The sequence below is a fragment of the Streptomyces sp. NPDC048734 genome, from assembly GCF_043198675.1.
Lineage (GTDB): Bacteria > Actinomycetota > Actinomycetes > Streptomycetales > Streptomycetaceae > Streptomyces.
Map to the genome: position 1 here is coordinate 73,740 of NZ_JBICUZ010000012.1, position 15,613 is coordinate 89,352.

Annotated in this window: 15 protein-coding genes; 8 read left to right on the plus strand and 7 right to left on the minus strand. The window is 74.2% G+C overall.

What is annotated here, in order from left to right; all coding sequences use genetic code 11:
* The first annotated feature begins 2 nt into the window (after positions 1–2).
* Positions 3–977: a Rieske (2Fe-2S) protein gene (locus ACGFQC_RS27535; protein WP_363089562.1), complete on the plus strand. Its 975-nt coding sequence runs from the start codon at positions 3–5 to the stop codon at positions 975–977.
* Positions 978–1,082: 105 nt separating this feature from the next.
* On the opposite strand, the gene ACGFQC_RS27540 is transcribed toward ACGFQC_RS27535, so the two are convergent.
* Positions 1,083–1,454 carry a hypothetical protein gene (locus ACGFQC_RS27540; RefSeq protein ID WP_363089563.1) on the minus strand — a complete coding sequence of 124 codons (372 nt, stop codon included), beginning with the start codon at positions 1,452–1,454 and terminating at the stop codon, positions 1,083–1,085.
* Positions 1,451–3,163, minus strand: coding sequence for a cytochrome c oxidase subunit I (gene ctaD, locus ACGFQC_RS27545; RefSeq protein WP_363089564.1), 1,713 nt, complete (start codon positions 3,161–3,163; stop codon positions 1,451–1,453). The genes ACGFQC_RS27540 and ctaD overlap by 4 nt, the downstream gene beginning before the upstream one ends.
* 395 nt (positions 3,164–3,558) lie before the next feature.
* On the opposite strand from ctaD, the gene ACGFQC_RS27550 reads away from it, so the two are divergent.
* Positions 3,559–4,635: an ABC transporter permease gene (locus ACGFQC_RS27550; RefSeq protein WP_363089707.1), complete on the plus strand. Its 1,077-nt coding sequence runs from the start codon at positions 3,559–3,561 to the stop codon at positions 4,633–4,635.
* 57 nt (positions 4,636–4,692) lie between these two features.
* On the opposite strand, the gene ACGFQC_RS27555 is transcribed toward ACGFQC_RS27550, so the two are convergent.
* Positions 4,693–5,133 (minus strand): OsmC family protein, encoded by a 441-nt coding sequence (locus ACGFQC_RS27555; RefSeq protein ID WP_363089565.1) that lies wholly within the window; start codon positions 5,131–5,133, stop codon positions 4,693–4,695.
* An 86-nt stretch (positions 5,134–5,219) separates the two neighbouring features.
* Between ACGFQC_RS27555 and ACGFQC_RS27560 the strand changes: the two genes are divergently transcribed.
* Complete coding sequence (locus ACGFQC_RS27560) at positions 5,220–5,402, plus strand: hypothetical protein (RefSeq protein WP_363089566.1); 183 nt, start codon at positions 5,220–5,222, stop codon at positions 5,400–5,402.
* Between the two features lie 40 nt (positions 5,403–5,442).
* Here the strand turns inward: ACGFQC_RS27560 and ACGFQC_RS27565 are convergent, their stop codons facing one another.
* The 3 genes from ACGFQC_RS27565 to ACGFQC_RS27575 form a co-directional block, all read right to left on the minus strand.
* Positions 5,443–6,066 (minus strand): hypothetical protein, encoded by a 624-nt coding sequence (locus ACGFQC_RS27565; protein ID WP_393288814.1) that lies wholly within the window; start codon positions 6,064–6,066, stop codon positions 5,443–5,445.
* 441 nt (positions 6,067–6,507) lie between these two features.
* The gene (locus tag ACGFQC_RS27570; protein WP_363089567.1) at positions 6,508–7,389 is read right to left on the minus strand and encodes a YegS/Rv2252/BmrU family lipid kinase; all 882 of its coding nucleotides are present in this window, start codon (positions 7,387–7,389) and stop codon (positions 6,508–6,510) included.
* 100 nt (positions 7,390–7,489) lie between these two features.
* Positions 7,490–9,088, minus strand: coding sequence for an FAD-binding oxidoreductase (locus tag ACGFQC_RS27575; RefSeq protein ID WP_363089568.1), 1,599 nt, complete (start codon positions 9,086–9,088; stop codon positions 7,490–7,492).
* Between the two features lie 72 nt (positions 9,089–9,160).
* On the opposite strand from ACGFQC_RS27575, the gene ACGFQC_RS27580 reads away from it, so the two are divergent.
* The 4 genes from ACGFQC_RS27580 to ACGFQC_RS27595 all read left to right on the plus strand — a co-directional run bounded on the left by ACGFQC_RS27580 (position 9,161) and on the right by ACGFQC_RS27595 (position 12,405).
* Entirely contained in the window at positions 9,161–9,760 is a 600-nt protein-coding gene (locus ACGFQC_RS27580; protein ID WP_363089569.1) for a TetR/AcrR family transcriptional regulator, read from the plus strand.
* Positions 9,757–11,343, plus strand: coding sequence for a glycerol-3-phosphate dehydrogenase/oxidase (locus ACGFQC_RS27585; protein WP_363089570.1), 1,587 nt, complete (start codon positions 9,757–9,759; stop codon positions 11,341–11,343). The genes ACGFQC_RS27580 and ACGFQC_RS27585 overlap by 4 nt, the downstream gene beginning before the upstream one ends.
* Positions 11,344–11,601: 258 nt before the next feature.
* Positions 11,602–11,814 carry a hypothetical protein gene (locus ACGFQC_RS27590; protein ID WP_363089571.1) on the plus strand — a complete coding sequence of 71 codons (213 nt, stop codon included), beginning with the start codon at positions 11,602–11,604 and terminating at the stop codon, positions 11,812–11,814.
* A gap of 57 nt (positions 11,815–11,871) precedes the next feature.
* A complete protein-coding gene (locus ACGFQC_RS27595; protein WP_363089572.1) occupies positions 11,872–12,405 on the plus strand; it encodes a GNAT family N-acetyltransferase in 534 nt (177 codons plus the stop codon).
* Between the two features lie 33 nt (positions 12,406–12,438).
* On the opposite strand, the gene ACGFQC_RS27600 is transcribed toward ACGFQC_RS27595, so the two are convergent.
* Complete coding sequence (locus tag ACGFQC_RS27600; RefSeq protein WP_393288857.1) at positions 12,439–14,424, minus strand: SpoIIE family protein phosphatase; 1,986 nt, start codon at positions 14,422–14,424, stop codon at positions 12,439–12,441.
* Positions 14,425–14,743: 319 nt separating this feature from the next.
* Between ACGFQC_RS27600 and ACGFQC_RS27605 the strand changes: the two genes are divergently transcribed.
* Complete coding sequence (locus ACGFQC_RS27605) at positions 14,744–15,598, plus strand: MIP/aquaporin family protein (protein WP_363089574.1); 855 nt, start codon at positions 14,744–14,746, stop codon at positions 15,596–15,598.
* Positions 15,599–15,613 lie beyond the last annotated feature (15 nt).

A 15,613-nucleotide genomic window follows, 5' to 3' on the forward strand; every position in this document is an offset into this window, starting at 1 on the left:
GCATGAACACAACGCCACGACGCCGCCGTCCCAAGCAGAGCAGACCGCAGCAGAGCAGGCTGCTGAGGCTCCTGGACCGTCTGGAGCGCAGTCCGCGAGCCGATCCCCTGATCGACGCCCTCGGCAACGGAGTACGCGCCCTGCCGCTCGGACGGGGACGGGATGTGCTGCACGGCCGTTGGCTGGGGCACCCGGTCCATCCGGTGATGGTGCAGGTGCCGGTCGGGAGCTGGCTGTCGGCGGCCGTCCTCGACACCCTTCCCGGCCGCTCCCGCGAGGCGGGCCTGCTCGTGGGCGTCGGCCTGGCCGCCGCCGCGCCCGCGGCGCTGGCGGGTGCGGTGGACTGGGCGGAGCTGCACCGGGAGCAGACCCGCGTGGGACTCGTGCACGCGGTGGCGAATCTCGCCGCCGTCGGTCTCTACGCGACCTCCCTGACCTGTCGCCTCCGGGGCCGCCCGGCCGCCGGCCGGGCCTACGGCTTCCTCGGCCTGACGGCGGTCGGGCTCGGAGGCGTGCTGGGCGGGCACATGGCCTACCGGCAGGCGTCCGGCGCCAACCACGCGGAAGAGGTCCCGCACGTCGTGCGCGAGGGCTGGCACCGGATCGGCGCCGTGGACGAGTTCCCGGTCGAGCAGCCCGTACGTCGTGTGGTGGACGACGTGCCGGTCCTGGTGGTGCGCCAGTCCGGCGGGGCCGTCCACGCGCTGGCAGAACGGTGCAGCCATCTGGCGGGTCCGCTGTCCGAGGGCACCGTGTCCGACGGGTGCGTGCGGTGCCCGTGGCACGGCAGCGTCTTCCGGCTCTCCGACGGGTGGAACGTACGCGGCCCGGCCACCGCGCCCCAGCCCGCCTTCGACACCCGGATCCTCGACGGCCACGTCGAGATCCGCCTGCCCCGGCACGACCGGCCGAGGCGCCGGCACGCGAGCGGCGCCGGTGCGGGCGTGGCCGCCGTTCTCCGCCGGCACCACGACTGACGTCCGCCTGCGCGCGGCGCCCCGCCCGCCCGGTTCCGTCCCCGCGAACAGCACGCCCGCGGCCTCCCGTCGGGACCGGGCCGGGGCGCGCTCCACGCGAGAGACCTAGCGGGCGAGCAGGACCACCGCCGTACTCACCGCGGCGGCGCAGCCGAGGACCGCCGACGCGAACGCGGCGTGGCGCTTGAGCAGGTCGCGGCGCAGGACGGCGTAGCGGGCCTCGTACTCCTGCCGCAGCTCGGCGGCCCGGCGGACCGTGTCCTGGAGCATCCGGCGGGTGAGGTCGGTGCGCTGGCGGACGTAGTGGCGGGTCAGGTCGTCGGCCTGGCCCGTGGTCAGCCAGGGCAGCCGGGCGCAGAGGTCTTCGGCGTCGCGGTGCGCCTGGTCGTGGTGGGCGCGGGCGAGGAGGTAACCCTCGGCTTCGGCGGCCAGGGCGCTGTCCCGCCCGTCGGGTGCGGGGTGCCGCCCGCGTGTCACCGCGGTTCGCCCTTGTGGCCCTCGGCGTCGACGGCGTCCCGCTGACCGGCGTTGACCTCTTGCTCCATGTGCGCGAGTTCGGGGTGGTGCAGGTCGAAGGCGGGGGATTCGGAGCGGATGCGCGGCAGGGTGACGAAGTTGTGGCGCGGCGGCGGGCAGGAGGTGGCCCACTCCAGCGAGCGGCCGTAGCCCCAGGGATCGTCGACCTCGACCTTCTGCCCCTTCTGGGTGGTCCACCAGACGTTGTAGAGGAACGGGAGCGTGGACAGGCCGAGCAGGAAGGCGCCGACGGAGGAGAGGGTGTTGAGGGCGGTGAAACCGTCCGCGGCGAGGTAGTCGGCGTACCGCCGGGGCATGCCCTCGGCGCCGAGCCAGTGCTGGACCAGGAACGTCAGGTGGAAGCCGATGAACAGGGTCCAGAAATGGACCTTCTCCAGTCGGGGGTCCAGCATCTTGCCGGTCATCTTCGGCCACCAGAAGCTGAAGCCGGCGAACATCGCGAAGACGATCGTGCCGAACAGGACGTAGTGGAAGTGGGCGACCACGAAGTAGCTGTCGGTGACGTGGAAGTCCATCGGCGGGGAGGCGAGCAGGACGCCGGTCAGCCCGCCGAAGAGGAAGGTGACCAGGAAGCCGGCCGCCCACAGCATCGGTGGTTCGAAGGAGATCGAGCCCTTCCACATGGTGCCGATCCAGTTGAAGAACTTCACCCCGGTCGGCACGGCGATCAGGAAGCTCATGAAGGAGAAGAACGGCAGCAGGACGGCCTGCGTGGCGAACATGTGGTGCGCCCAGACGGCCACGGACAGGCCGGTGATGGCGATGGTGGCGCCGACCAGACCCATGTAGCCGAAGATCGGCTTGCGGGAGAACACCGGGAGGATCTCGGTGACCACCCCGAAGAACGGCAGGGCCAGGATGTACACCTCGGGGTGGCCGAAGAACCAGAACAGGTGCTGCCACAGCAGCGCGCCGCCGTTGGCCGCGTCGAAGATGTGGCTGCCGAACTTGCGGTCCGCCTCCAGGGCGAGCAGGGCCGCGGCCAGGACGGGGAAGGCGAGCAGGACCAGTACGGAGGTGAGCAGCACGTTCCAGGTGAAGATCGGCATGCGGAACATGGTCATGCCCGGTGCGCGCATGCAGAGGATCGTGGTGATGAAGTTGACCGCGCCGAGGATCGTGCCGAACCCGCCCAGGGTGAGCCCCATGATCCACAGGTCACCGCCCACCTGGGGGGTGCGCTCACCACCGCTGAGGGGCGTGTAGGCGGTCCAGCCGAAGTCGGCGGCGCCCTCGGGAACCATCAGGCTGCTCATCGCGATCAGGCCGCCGAAGAGGAACAGCCAGTACGCGAACATGTTGAGCCGCGGGAAGGCGACGTCCGGGGCACCGATCTGCAACGGCATGATGGCGTTCGCGAACCCGGCGAACGTCGGTGTGGCGAACAGCAGCAGCATCACCGTGCCGTGCATGGTGAACGCCTGGTTGTACTGCTCGTTCGACAGCAGCTGCAGCCCCGGCCTGGCCAGTTCCGCCCTGATCGCCAGGGCCAGCGCTCCGCCGACCAGGAAGAACGCGAACGACGTGATCAGGTAGAGGTGGCCGATCTTCTTGTGATCGGTCGTGGTCAGCCAGCTGACGATCACTCGGCCCCGGCCGCGGCGCGCCACCGCGGGCACGGGAGCAACAGGTTCGGTCTGGGTCGCCATCAGTTCCCTCGGTCGGCAGTGGGGGTCCCGGTGGACGAAGGGGCACCGGGAGTCCTGCCCGCTCACCGAGCCGGGCGCTCGGGTGCGGCAGTGTGCGACCAGCCCAGCGGTGACCGCGCCCACAGTGGAGGCGCCACGCCCGGTGGCGTCCTCCTGTCAGCCGAACGGCGGACGAAACACCCGCCCCGTGCCGGTGGACGACGCGGCCCGCGCCCGATGCCGGCGTGGGCAGCGGACCGCGCCCGACCCCGGCAGGGACAGCGGACCGCGCCCGGTCCCGGCGGAGGCAGCGGACCGCGCCGCCGGCGGACGGGGCCGGCGCCGGGACCGTCCGGGGTTCCGCGCATCGGCCGGTTCCCGGGACAGGGGCGGCTAACGTGGCCCGCATGCCCGAAATGTCACAAGACGCCCGCGGTGAGCCGTCTCCGCCGCCGCGGGGGTGGGCCAGGTTCAAGGAGTCCCCGCTCCTGCCCGCGACCGTGCTCGTGCTGATCCTGACGGCGGCCGCGGCCCTGTTCGCCGGTTCCTACACCTACTCCATGGCCGACCCGACCCCGCGCTCGATCCCCACCGCGCTGGTCGGCTCCCCCGAGCAGCCCGAGGGCCGGCGCTTCCTCGACGGCATGGAGAAGGCCCTCAACACGGCGGTGAAGATCCGCCTCTACGACACGGCGGCCGAAGCCCGGACGGCGGTCGATGAGCAGCGGGTCTTCGCGATCGTCGACGTGCGCAGGGGAGAGCGGGCCGTCGTGCTGGATCTCTCCGCGGCGTCCGGTGCGTCGGTCGCGGAGGTGCTGGCCGAGGCGGCGCCCGCGGTGGGCCGGCAAACGGGTGTCGCCGTCATCGTCCGGGACGTCAACCCCCTCCAGGAGGGAGACCCGCGGGGGCTGGCGATCTTCTACGTCTCCCTCGCAGCGGTGATCATCGGGTTCGTCGGCGCGATCCAGCTCAGCGTGCACGCACGGGCCCTCACGCCGATCGAGCGCATCGCCTGCACCGCTGCGTACGCGCTGCTGGGCGGGTTCGCCATCGCCGCGACGGTTGACTGGCTGCTGGGCGCGCTCGATCTGCCGTTCGTCGAGTCGTGGCTGATCCTGGCGCTCACGATGTTCACGAGCGGCATGGTCTTCACGATGTTCAACACGCTCGTGGGCCGCTGGGCGATGCTGCCGACCTGGGGGCTGATGGTCCTGCTGGGCAATCCGTCGTCGGGCGGCGCGGTGTCGTGGCCGCTGCTGCCCTCCCCGCTGGGCGTGATCGGCCGGTGGCTCCCGCCCGGTGCGTCCGTCAACGCCCAGCACACGGCGGTGTACTTCGCGGGGCACCAGCACGCCTTCCCCTTCCTGGTGTTGACAGGATGGGCCGCGGTGTCCTGCGGGGTCTTCTGGACCTGGCGCCACCGGCATCCGGGAGGCCGTGAGACCCGGCCGCAGGGCGGTGGCGACACCGGGGCCGGCGCCGGGGCCGCGTGACCTCCGCGACGGCCCCGGCGGGCCGACGGCGTCCGCCGCACCCGGGAACCCGCCCCGTCAGGCGTCCTCGACCGTGACCGTGACGGGCGTTCCGGCCTCCACGGTCCGGCTGACCGTGCAGAGCTTGTCGTGGGAGACCTTGACCGCCCGGGGGAGGATCGCGCGGGCACGGCCGCCGGCCTCGTCGTCCGGGAAGGCGACGGAGAAGCCGACCGAGAGGTCGGTCAGCCGGTTGCCGAGTTCGTCGCCGACCTTGTCGCCGGTCACGGTGACCGTGAACCGGGTCGGCTCGCTGTGGCGGGCGGTGGCCACGTCGACGTCGACGGCCGTGCAGCCCCCGAGCGCGGCGAGCAGCAACTCGACCGGTGTGAAGTCGGTTTCGCCGTCGTCCGCGGAACCGGTGCCGAAACTGATCGTGCCGCCACGCGGGTTGGTGGCGGTGAAGTGTCCGGTGCCGGTCCGTTCGACGGTGACGGAACGCAGGGTGCTCTCGGTCATGCGACGCACAGTAGCGGGCGCGCACGCCGTGGGCGATCGCTGGGAAGCGCGGCCCAGGTGCCCGGGCCCGTTCCTTGGTGCCCTTCGTGCTCACCGGACTCCCGGCGGGCGTCGAGGTGCTGATCCGCTGCCGGAAGCAGGACCGGCGGGGCGAGGTGCCGCCGTACGTCAACGGCTGGTGGGCCTGTCCGCCGCTGTACGGCGGCTGCATCACCGACATCCACGTCCGCTCCCCAGGCGACCGGCTGCCGGACGTTCCCCTCCGCTGACGGGGGAGCCGCTCCTCTCGCGTGGGGGTGTCCCGGGCGCTCAGTACCGCTGGGCCTTGGCGATCTCCGCCGTCAGTTGCGGCTCGGAGGGCCTGCGGCTGACGGCGAGGGGCTGTGCCCGCTCGCCCGGAGCGAGGTCCTCGGCGCCGACGTAACGGGTTTCGACGACCTTCCCGTCGGGGTCGCGGAAGTCGACCCGGACGGCGTACGAGGCGGTGTCGCCGGATCGGTTGGTGATGTTCACGACGACGGCGAGCAGCCCGCCGGTCTGCGCCCGCGGCTTGCCGGTGAGGGAGACGTCGGCGGTGGCGTTGCCCCGGCCGTCGACGTCCTTCAGTTCCTTCTCGGCGGCGGCGCCGGCGCGGGCCGCCTCGGCGGAGACCGACGCCTCGAAGGCCGAGGCACGGGCCGAGGCGGAGGACGCGGCGGCGGAGACCGCGGCCTTCGCCGACTCCGCGAGCGACCGCAGGGCGGACGGCGCCGAGCCGGTGAAGGAGGCGGTGGCGGGTGCCGAGGGCCGTACGCTCGCGGACGAGGTCGTGCCACCGCCGTCGTCCGAACCGCACGCGGCGAGCGCCGTCATGCCGAGGACGGGGGCGAGCGCCGTCGCCAAGACCGCCAGGGACCCTCGTCGTGACGCCGTCCGGGGCCGGTGCGTGTCCATCCGTGCGGTCCTCCCGCGTCTCGCCTGGCATGGCCTCACGACGGGGCGGTCGAACCGGGTGCGGCCGACCGGGCCTGGTGCGCCGTGCCGGCCGTCGGCGGCGCCCGCGGTGCTCTCGGTGCCTTCCGCGCCCGTCCCGTGAGGTGGGGCCCGTGGCCCCCTACCGATGATCTGGGCGATGCGGCGGCCCAGCCACTCGGGACGGCCAGGCGGGCGGACGGACGGACAGGCGGACAAGGCGGACGGGCAGGCGGACAGGCGGACGGGCAGGCGGCCGGACGAGGCAGACAGGCAGACGGGCAGACGGGCAGACGGGCGGGTCCGCCGTCGTCCTGCCCGGCGTTCCGGCGGCCCCGGGTGCTCGACGCGGAGGCCCATCGCGCCCCGGCGCTCTGCCACGGGCTCTCGGCTTCAGCCGGCGCGCCCTCCGGGGGGCAGGGCTCAGTGCAGTGCCCGCAGCGCGCCGGGGAGCACCGTGGCGGTGACCGGGAGTTCGGCTTCGACCTCGCCGTCGGCGCCGTAGGGTACGGCGCGGTCCGCTTCGACGCGGACCCGGGTGCCGCGCAGGACGCGCACCTCGGGGCGGCGGACGTGGGTGCCGGTCTTCAGTTCGTTCATCAGGGCGAAGAACAGGTGCCGGGGAGCGTGCCGGATCAGCACGACGTCCAGCAGGCCGTCGTCGATCCTGGCGTCGGGGGCGATGACGCGGCCCGAGCCGTAGAAGCCGGAGTTGGCCGCGACGACGGTGTAGCCGTGGTGTGCGTGCTCGACGCCGTCGACGGTGACGCGGTACCGGGCGGGGCGCCAGCCGGCCACCGCGCGCAGGCCTCCGGCGTAGTAGGCGGCGGCGCCCCTGAGCAGTCCGGCGTGGTTGGCGTGGCGGTTGGCCAGCGCGTCGACCCCGGCGTAGACGCTGCCGAGGACGACGGTGCGGTCGTGGACCGCGGAGCGCACCTCGATGGTGTCGACGGGGCGCGGTTCAGCCTCCAACAGGACGCGGGCCAGGGCGTCCGCCCCGGTGGGCAGCTCCAGGGCCCGGGCGAAGTCGTTGCCGCGCCCTGCCGGTATCAGGCCCAGGACCGCGTCGGTGCCGCTGAGGGCTCCGCCGATGGCGCCGGTGATGCCGTCGCCGCCGACCGCCAGCACGATCCGTCCGCGTTCTCCGGCGGTCCGGGCGAGTTCCCGGGCGTGTCGCAGGCTCCGGCTGTGGGCGGTCTCCAGGTCGGCGCCCGCCTCCCGCAGCAGCCGGGCCACCCCGAGGAGGGCGGCCGCGCCCGTGGCAGCGCCTGCGGTGGGGTTGACGACGGCCGTGAACTGTCGCATCGGGTGGGCCTCCGGGCGGTCGACGGATGGACGCGTGGGCGGGTGGGACGGACGGACGGACGAGCGGACCGGCCGGCGGTGGAGCGGGGGCCGGGTCGGTTCAGTCTGCGGGAAGCAGGACGCCCGGGTTGAGGACTCCGGCCGGGTCGAGGCGTCGCTTGACGGCTCGCAGGGCGTCGACGGCGAGGCCGCCGGCCTCGCGTACGTACCAGTCGCGGTGGTCGGTGCCCACCCCGTGGTGGTGGGTGATGGTGCCGCCGGCGGCGAGGATCGCGTCGTTGGCCGCGTGCTTGGCGCGGGTCCAGTGGGCGAGGGGGTCGTCGCCCTGGGCGCTGACGACGGTGAAGTAGAGGGAGGCACCGTTCTCGTAGACGTGCGAGACGTGGCACATGACCATGGGCGGGGTGCCCGCTGCGGTGAGTGTCGTGGTCAGGGCGTCGCGGACGCCGGCGTACAGCTCCGGCAGGCGGGACCAGAACGCGGCGGTCTCCAGCGTCTCGGCGAAGGCGCCCGCGTCGAGCAGCGCGTCCCTGAGGTAGGGGGCGGAGTAGCGGCCCTGCGCCCAGCGGTGGCCGGGCTCCTCCCCCAGCGGCTGTCCGCCGGCCTCGCGCAGCACCGCGGTCGCCGCGGCGCGGCGGTGGGCGGTGTCCTCGTCGGTGCCCTCGAAGCCCACGACGGCCAGGCAGCCGGCGTTCTCGTCCGGGGCGCCGGAGCCGATGGCGTCGGGCTGCGCCAGGCCGACGAGGGTCTCCGTCTCGTCGGACAGGCGCAGCACCGTCGGCCGGGGCCCGTCCTGGGCGAGCCGGCGCAGGGCGTCGGTGCCCTGCCGGAAGTCCGGGAAGCGCCAGCCGTCGTAGACGCGGGCGCTGGGGACGGGGCGGACGCGGACGGTGACCGAGGTGATCACGCCGAACGCGCCCTCCGAGCCCAGCAGGAGCTGGCGCAGGTCGGGGCCGGCCGCCGAGCGGGGGGCGCGGCCGGTCTCGACGGTGCCCTCGGGGGTGGCGAGGGTGAGGCCGAGGACCATGTCGTCGAAGCGGCCGTGGCCGGCGGAGGCCTGTCCGCTGGAGCGGGTGGCGGCGAATCCGCCGATGGTGGCCCACTCGTAGGACTGGGGGAAGTGGCCGAGGGTGAAGCCGTGTCCGGCGAGCAGCGCCTCGGCGTGCGGGGCGCGCAGTCCGGCCTGGAGGGTGGCGGTGCGTGAGACGGGGTCGACGGCCAGCAGGCCGTTCATGCGGCGCAGGTCGAGGGAGACGAAGGCGCCGCGCCGGACGGGGGCGAGTCCGCCGACGACCGAGGTGCCGCCGCCGAAGGGCACGGCCGCCAGCCCGTGGGCGGCGCAGGCCCGCAGGACGGCGAGGACCTCGTCGTGTCCGGCGGGGAGCACCACGGCCGCCGGGAGGTCGTCGACCTCGCCGGCGCGGATGCGCAGCAGGTCGGGGGTGGACTTGCCGCGAGTGTGCCGGACGCGGGGCTCGGCGTCGGTGCGGACGTGCTCGGGGTGTCCCCCGACGGCGGCCAGCAGGGCGTCGTACGCCCCGGCGTCGAGGGGTGCGGCGGGGACGGCGATCCGGTCGAGCGGCACCGGGGCGGCGACGCGCGGCTCGACGCCGAGCAGGTCCTGCAGCAGCCCGACCACCGTGTCGGGCAGCACCGTCGCCGCGGCGGGATCGCCCCAGCCGCTCCACAGCATGTCCATCGGTGTCGTCCTCCAGGTCGGCGGTACGGGGCCGTCTCGTCGCGGCCCCCACGAGGCGTTACACTGTGACACATGACGCCTATTCGTCACAACCAGTCGGACGGGGACGCGGTGCTCGACGCGGTGCGCGACTGCGTCCTGGCCGTCGGAGTCCGCCGTACGACGCTCACCGACGTGGCCCGCCGGGCGGGGGTCTCCCGCATGACCCTCTACCGGCGCTGGCCCGACGTCCGCTCGCTGGTCGGCGACCTCATGACCCGGGAATGGGTCGGGGTCGCCACCGGCGCCATGCCCGAGCGGCGCCCGGACACCGACGCGCGCACCCTCCTCGTCGACGGCCTGGTGGCGGGGGTGACCGCCTTCCGCGCCCATCCGCTGTTCCGCAAGATCGTCGACGTGGACCCCGAGCTCCTCCTCCCCTACGTCCTCGACCGGCGCGGGGCGAGTCAGGAGGCCCTGCTGGAACTGCTCGCCGCCGGAGTGCGCGAGGGCCACGCGGACGGCTCGGTGCGGCCCGGCCACGCGCAACGGCAGGCACGCTCGCTGCTGCTCGTCGTCCAGTCGTTCACGCTGTCCCTGCGGACCATGACCGACGAGGACGACCCGGACCTCGACTCCGCCGCCTTCCTCGGGGAGTTGCGGACCCTTCTGGAGAGGACCCTCGCGCCATGAGCCGCACCAGCAGCACCGCCCCGCCCCGCGGCGCCTCCTCGCTGTCGGCCGCCCGCCGCGCGCGCGAACTCGCCGAGGCCGTGGGCGGACCGACGGTGGACGTCCTGGTCGTCGGCCTGGGCGCGACCGGTGCCGGAGTCGCCCTCGACGCGGCCGCCCGGGGACTGACGGTCGCCGCCGTCGACGCCCACGACCTCGCCTTCGGCACCTCCCGCTGGAGCTCGAAGCTCATCCACGGCGGTCTGCGCTACCTCGCCTCCGCACAGTTCGGCGTCGCCCACGAGAGCGCGGTGGAGCGCGGGCTGCTCATGGAACGCACCGCGCCGCACCTGGTGCACGCCGAACCCTTCGTCCTGCCGCTCACCCCGCTGGTCCCGCGCGGCCGGGCGACCCTGGCCTGGGCGGGCTTCTGCGCCGGGGACGCCCTGCGGCTCGCCGCCCGCACCGCACGGGCCACACTGCCGGCGCCCCGCCGCCTCTCGGCGACGGAGGCCCGCCACCTCGCCCCGGCCGTACGTCCCGAAGGGCTCCGCGGCGGTCTGCTGTCCTGGGACGGCAAGGTCACCGACGACGCCCGCCTGGTCACCGCCCTCGCCCGGACGGCCGCCGCCCACGGCGCCCGCGTCCTCACCCGGGTCCGGGCGCTGCGGCTCACCGGCCGCGGAGCCGTGGTCCGCGACGAACTGACCGGCGAGGAGGGCGAGATCCGGGCCCGCACGGTCGTCAACGCCTCCGGCGTCTGGGCCGGCCACCTGGTCGAGGGCATCCGGATCCGGCCGTCCCGGGGCACCCACCTCGTCCTGCGCTCCGAGCGCCTCGGCACCCTCCCGGCGGGACTGCACGTCCCGGTCCCGGGCGAGACGAACCGCTTCGTCCTGGTCCTCCCCCAGGGCGACGGCCGCGTCTACGTCGGCCTCACGGACGAACCCGTCGACGGCGACCCGCCCGACGTCCCGGCCGCCCCCGAGTCGGACATCGGCTTCCTCCTCGACGTCCTCGGCTGCGTGCTCGACACGCCCGTGGACCGCGGCGACGTGGTGGGCGCCTTCGCCGGGCTGCGCCCGCTGCTGGACTCGGCGGACACCGGCCGCACCTCGGACCTCTCCCGGCGGCACGCGGTCGTCAGCCGGGACGACGGCGTCGTCACGGTGGTCGGCGGCAAGCTCACCACCTACCGGAGGATGGCCCAGGACGCCGTCGACGCCGCGGTCGCCTCGGGCCGCCTCACCGCCGCCCCCTGCCGCACGGCCCGCCTCCCCCTCGTCGGCGCGGCGCCCCCGCACACGCTGCGCGCCCTCGCCGCGCCCCGGCGCCTCGTCCGGCGCTACGGCACGGAAGCCCCGGCCGTCCAGGCCCTCGCCGCCGCCCACCCGCACCTCGCCGAGCCCGTCCTCGCGGGCCATCCCGTCACCGGCGCGGAACTGGTGTGGGCACTGCGCCACGAAGGCGCCCTCGACGAGGCCGACCTCCTCGACCGCCGCACCCGAGTCGGTCTGGTACCGGAAGACCGCGACCGGGCCCTGCCCGCCGTACGCCGCCTGCTGGACGAGACCCGGGACCGGCCGCGCCCGGGTCCGTCGTGACCCTCGCCGACGAGGACGGCGGGGCCTGGCACAAGGACGGCGGGGCCTGACGTGCGGGGGTCTCAGCCGTCCGTGGGGCCGGGGCCGGCGAGGGCGCGCCGGCCGTCCTCCCGGTGGCCGGGGCCGGCCGGCCGCGGCGTCGGTGCCGACCGGTAGGGGCAGCCCGCCGCCTCGAAGGCCGCCCCGGCGGCGAGCGGAGGTGCCGGGGCGCCGTCCAGCAGCGCCCGGGCCCGTTCCAGCCGGGCGGTGGCGGACCGGATGGCCGACGACCGTGCCGCGGGCGGCGACGACCCGGTCACGGACGTCCGGGTGGCCGGCGAACACCGAGGCCTCCGCCCGCAGGGCGACGTACCGGCGCAGCCGGATCCAGGAGACCCGCTTCCCCACCTGGTCCGGCTCCGGTGCGACACGGCACTGACCGCCGGCACGGAGGCGCGGATCGTCCAGCTCGTCGGGAAGGCGGCCGGCTGAGACCGCCCGCACCCCGCTGATTACCGGTACGGGCCATGGCTTCGGCAGGATGGCCCCATGACCGAGATCCTCACCCCCCGCCTCCTCCTCCGCCGCTGGCACGACGACGACCTGGTCCCCATGGCCGAGATCAACGCGGACCCACAGGTGATGCGGTGGGTCGGCGACGGCTCGGTGCTCGACCTGGACGGCACGGCGGAGGCCATCGAGCGGTGGGAGGAGGAGTGGGACGAGGAGGGCTTCGGCCTCTTCGCGGTCGAGTTGCTGGCCTCGGGCGAGCTGGCCGGCTTCACGGGGCTGTACGTGCCCGGGTCCCTGCCGGAGGTGGCCTCCGAGGTGGCGATCGGGTGGCGGCTCGGCACACCGTTCTGGGGCCAGGGGTACGCGTCCGAGGCCGCTCAGGCCACGCTGGAGTTCGCGCTCCAGGACCGGGGCCTCGACCGGGTCGTCGGCATCTGCCGGGTGGGGGACGAGGCCTCGGAGAACGTCATCCGCAAGCTCGGGATGGTGCCGGAGCGGGTGACGGTCCACCCGGTCCACGACGTCCCGCTGGCCGTGCACGCCATCGACCTCACCGAGTACCAGGGCTGAACGCGCGGGCGGCGGACCGCGGGGGCCGGCCGGTCACTGCGGGCGGGCCATGAGGACGGCGACGTCGTCCTGCGCGGGGTGCGGCAGCATCCGTGCGAGGACGTCGTCGCAGAGTTCCGCCAGTGAGCGCGCGGGTGCCCGCAGGGCGCGGGCGAGCCGGTCCAGGCCCTGGTCGAAGTCCCGGCCGCGGGCCTCGACGAGACCGTCGGTGTACAGGACCAGCAGGCCGCCCGGCGGCAGCGGGACCTCCTCGGTGCGGAACTCGTGCCCGCCGGTCCCCAGCGGGGTGCCCGGCGGGCCGTCGAGGAAGGTGACCGAACCGTCGGGTGCCGTGACGGCCGGCGGCGGGTGGCCGGCCCGGGCGACCAGGCATCCGCCGGACGCGGGATCGTGGACGGCGTAGACGCAGGTCGCCATCTCGTCCTCCCCCATGTCGGCCACGACGGCGTCCAGTGAGCGGAGCATGCGGGCCGGAGGGATGTCGTGCCGGGCGAGGGTGCGCACCGCCGTGCGGAGCTGGCCCATGACGGCCGCCGCGTGGATGCCGTGGCCCATGACGTCCCCGATGACCAGTCCGGTCCTGCCGTCGGGGAGCGCGATGACGTCGAACCAGTCGCCGCCGACGTCGTGTTCGCTGGCCGGCAGGTACCGGCCGGTGAGTTCGAGGCCGGGGACGAGGGGCAGCGCGCTGTTGGTCAGGCTGCGCCGCAGGGTGAGGGCCGCCGCGCGCTGCCGGGTGTACATCAGGGCGTTGTCGATGTTCAGGGCGGCGCGCGCGGCCAGTTCGTCGATCAGCACGCAGTCCTGCTCGTCGAAGGGTTCGCGGGTGCGGAGCCGGGTCACGACGACCGCGCCGAGCACCTTGCCGCGGGCGACCAGCGGGATCAGCCTCGCGGAGCCGAGGCTCATCAGGTACGCGCGCAGGCGGTCGGAGCGGGGGTCGGTGACGAGGGCCGGGACGTCGGAGCGGTAGAGGTTCGTGGGACGTCCCTCGGTGATGACCCTCTCGTACAGCGAGCCGTGCGGGATCTGGGACGTCATGCCCGGCAGGAGCTTCGCCGTGGGGGCGGCGGGGTCGGGGAAGTGGGCGGCCATGCGCCGCACCACGCCGTGGGTGGAGGCGGCGGACTCGTCGGGCTGCAGGACCTCCTCGAGGAGCTGCACGTCGGCGGAGTCGGCGAGCTGGGGCACCAGCATCTGCACGATCTCCTCGGCGGTCTGCCGCAGGTCCAGGGTGGTGCCGATACGGGTGCCCGCCTCCGCCAGCAGGGCGAAACGGCGTCTGGCCCGCTCGGCGTCGGCCTCGGCGCGCTGGCTCTCCGTGATGTCGATGAGGGAGGCGATCAGGCCGAGGGTCCGGCCGGCGCCGTCGACGAGGGGGGCGTAGGAGCAGGACCAGGTCCGGTCGTGGTGGGGGTCGGAGGCGGTGCGTCCGGTGCGGCGGACGTCGACGACGGCGGTGCCCCGGTCCAGGACCTGCCGCATCGTCGATTCCAGGGCGGCGGCGTTGACGTCGGGCACCACCTCGGACAGGCGTTTGCCCAGGTGCTCGGCGGCGGAGAGGCCGTTCATCCGGGCGAGCGCGTCGTTGACCCGCAGGAAGCGCAGGTCGGTGCCGAGGGTGGCCAGGCCGATGGGCGACTGGCGGAAGAGGCTCTCCAGGGCGGCCAGTGAGTCCCGCATGCGCAGGACCTGGGAGGTCTCCACGGCGATGAGGAGGGCGCCGGCCCGTCCGAGCGCGTCGGCGGCCGGGACGATCCACATCTCCATCGTCACCTGGTGGCCCTCGCGGTGGCGCACCGACAGGGTCCCGACGACGGTCTCCCCGGCGTGCACCCGGCGGGTCAGCTGGTCGGCGAGTTCGCTGTTGCCCTCGGGGACGAGCAGGGCCGAGGCGGGCCGGCCGAGTACGTCCTCGGGCCGGTGGCCGAGCAGGTCCTGGGCGGCCAGCGACCACTCCACGACGCGTCCGTCGGCGTCCTCCCGCCAGAGCGCGATCGGCAGCAGTTCGCGCAGCACACCCGCGTACCCGACAGCCGTGGAGGGCTGTTCGGGCACCGGTCCCGCCGTCTGGTGAGCGTCCACCGCACGTCCTGACCCCCAGGCAACATTTCCTATGAAAACACCCTATCTGGAAGAGGGGAGTCCACCAGGCGGCAGAGCCGTGACGCCCGGACCGCCGGGAACCGCACGGCAGCCACGGCAGCCACGGCCACACACTGCCCGATTTGCGGCCATATGATCCGTTCGAGCGATTTCATTCCCGTCGACTTATCCTGACGTCGGAAGGGCTCGGTAATCGAGAGCCGGTCCTTCGACCGGCGGGAAGCGAGCTTCCATGGCTGAGCGATTCAAAAGGTCGGGACTGATCGGCGAGTTGTCGGCCGAGTTCGCCGGCACGATGGTTCTCATCCTCTTCGGATGCGGAGTCGTGGCCCAGGTGGTCGCCGGCGGGGCCCTGACGACGCCGCCGGGCGGCCTCGGCAACCACGACAGCATCGCCTGGGCGTGGGGTCTCGGCGTCACCCTCGGCGTGTACGTCGCGGGGCGGCTGAGCGGCGCCCACCTCAATCCCGCGGTGACCGTCGCCCTGGCGGCCTTCAAGGGGTTCCCGTGGCGCAAGGTCGCGCCCTACGCGCTGGCGCAGACCGCGGGCGCCTTCGTGGCAGCCCTGATCGTCCGGTGGAACTACACCGAGGCACTGGCGAAGGCCGACCCCGGTCACACCATCAAGACGCAGGGCGTCTTCTCCACGCTCCCCGCCAACGGCAACCCGAACCTGCCGGTCCACGAATGGGGCGCCTTCCGCGACCAGGTCATCGGCACCGCCATCCTGCTGCTGCTGATCCTGGCCGTCACGGACCTGCTCAACAACCCGCCCGGCGCGAACCTGGCCCCGTTCATCGTGGGCCTGATCGTCGTGGCGATCGGCATGGCATGGGGAACCAACGCGGGATACGCGATCAATCCGGCACGTGACTTCGGCCCCCGGCTGGCCAGCTTCTTCACCGGCTACGGCGGAGCGTGGCGGGATCAGTACGGGAACCTCTACTTCTGGGTGCCGATCCTCGGTCCCCTGATCGGCGGCCTGCTCGGCGCCGGCCTGTACAAGGCGCTCGTCGGCCGGTTCCTGCCGACGGCGGCACCGGAGCCTCCCGGCCGCGTCCCCGCCCCCGACGACTCCGAGCGCTGACCCCCGCAGCAAAGG

Excerpts from the sequence above, each read along its gene's own strand:
- ACGFQC_RS27535 (WP_363089562.1), top strand. The coding sequence starts at position 3 with ATGAACACAACGCCACGACGCCGCCGTCCCAAGCAGAGCAGACCGCAG.
- ctaD (WP_363089564.1), bottom strand. The coding sequence starts at position 3,163 with ATGGCGACCCAGACCGAACCTGTTGCTCCCGTGCCCGCGGTGGCGCGC.
- ACGFQC_RS27550 (WP_363089707.1), top strand. The coding sequence starts at position 3,559 with ATGTCACAAGACGCCCGCGGTGAGCCGTCTCCGCCGCCGCGGGGGTGG.
- ACGFQC_RS27555 (WP_363089565.1), bottom strand. The coding sequence starts at position 5,133 with ATGACCGAGAGCACCCTGCGTTCCGTCACCGTCGAACGGACCGGCACC.
- ACGFQC_RS27565 (WP_393288814.1), bottom strand. The coding sequence starts at position 6,066 with ATGGACACGCACCGGCCCCGGACGGCGTCACGACGAGGGTCCCTGGCG.
- ACGFQC_RS27570 (WP_363089567.1), bottom strand. The coding sequence starts at position 7,389 with ATGCGACAGTTCACGGCCGTCGTCAACCCCACCGCAGGCGCTGCCACG.
- ACGFQC_RS27575 (WP_363089568.1), bottom strand. The coding sequence starts at position 9,088 with ATGGACATGCTGTGGAGCGGCTGGGGCGATCCCGCCGCGGCGACGGTG.
- ACGFQC_RS27580 (WP_363089569.1), top strand. The coding sequence starts at position 9,161 with ATGACGCCTATTCGTCACAACCAGTCGGACGGGGACGCGGTGCTCGAC.
- ACGFQC_RS27585 (WP_363089570.1), top strand. The coding sequence starts at position 9,757 with ATGAGCCGCACCAGCAGCACCGCCCCGCCCCGCGGCGCCTCCTCGCTG.
- ACGFQC_RS27590 (WP_363089571.1), top strand. The coding sequence starts at position 11,602 with ATGGCCGACGACCGTGCCGCGGGCGGCGACGACCCGGTCACGGACGTC.
- ACGFQC_RS27595 (WP_363089572.1), top strand. The coding sequence starts at position 11,872 with ATGACCGAGATCCTCACCCCCCGCCTCCTCCTCCGCCGCTGGCACGAC.
- ACGFQC_RS27605 (WP_363089574.1), top strand. The coding sequence starts at position 14,744 with ATGGCTGAGCGATTCAAAAGGTCGGGACTGATCGGCGAGTTGTCGGCC.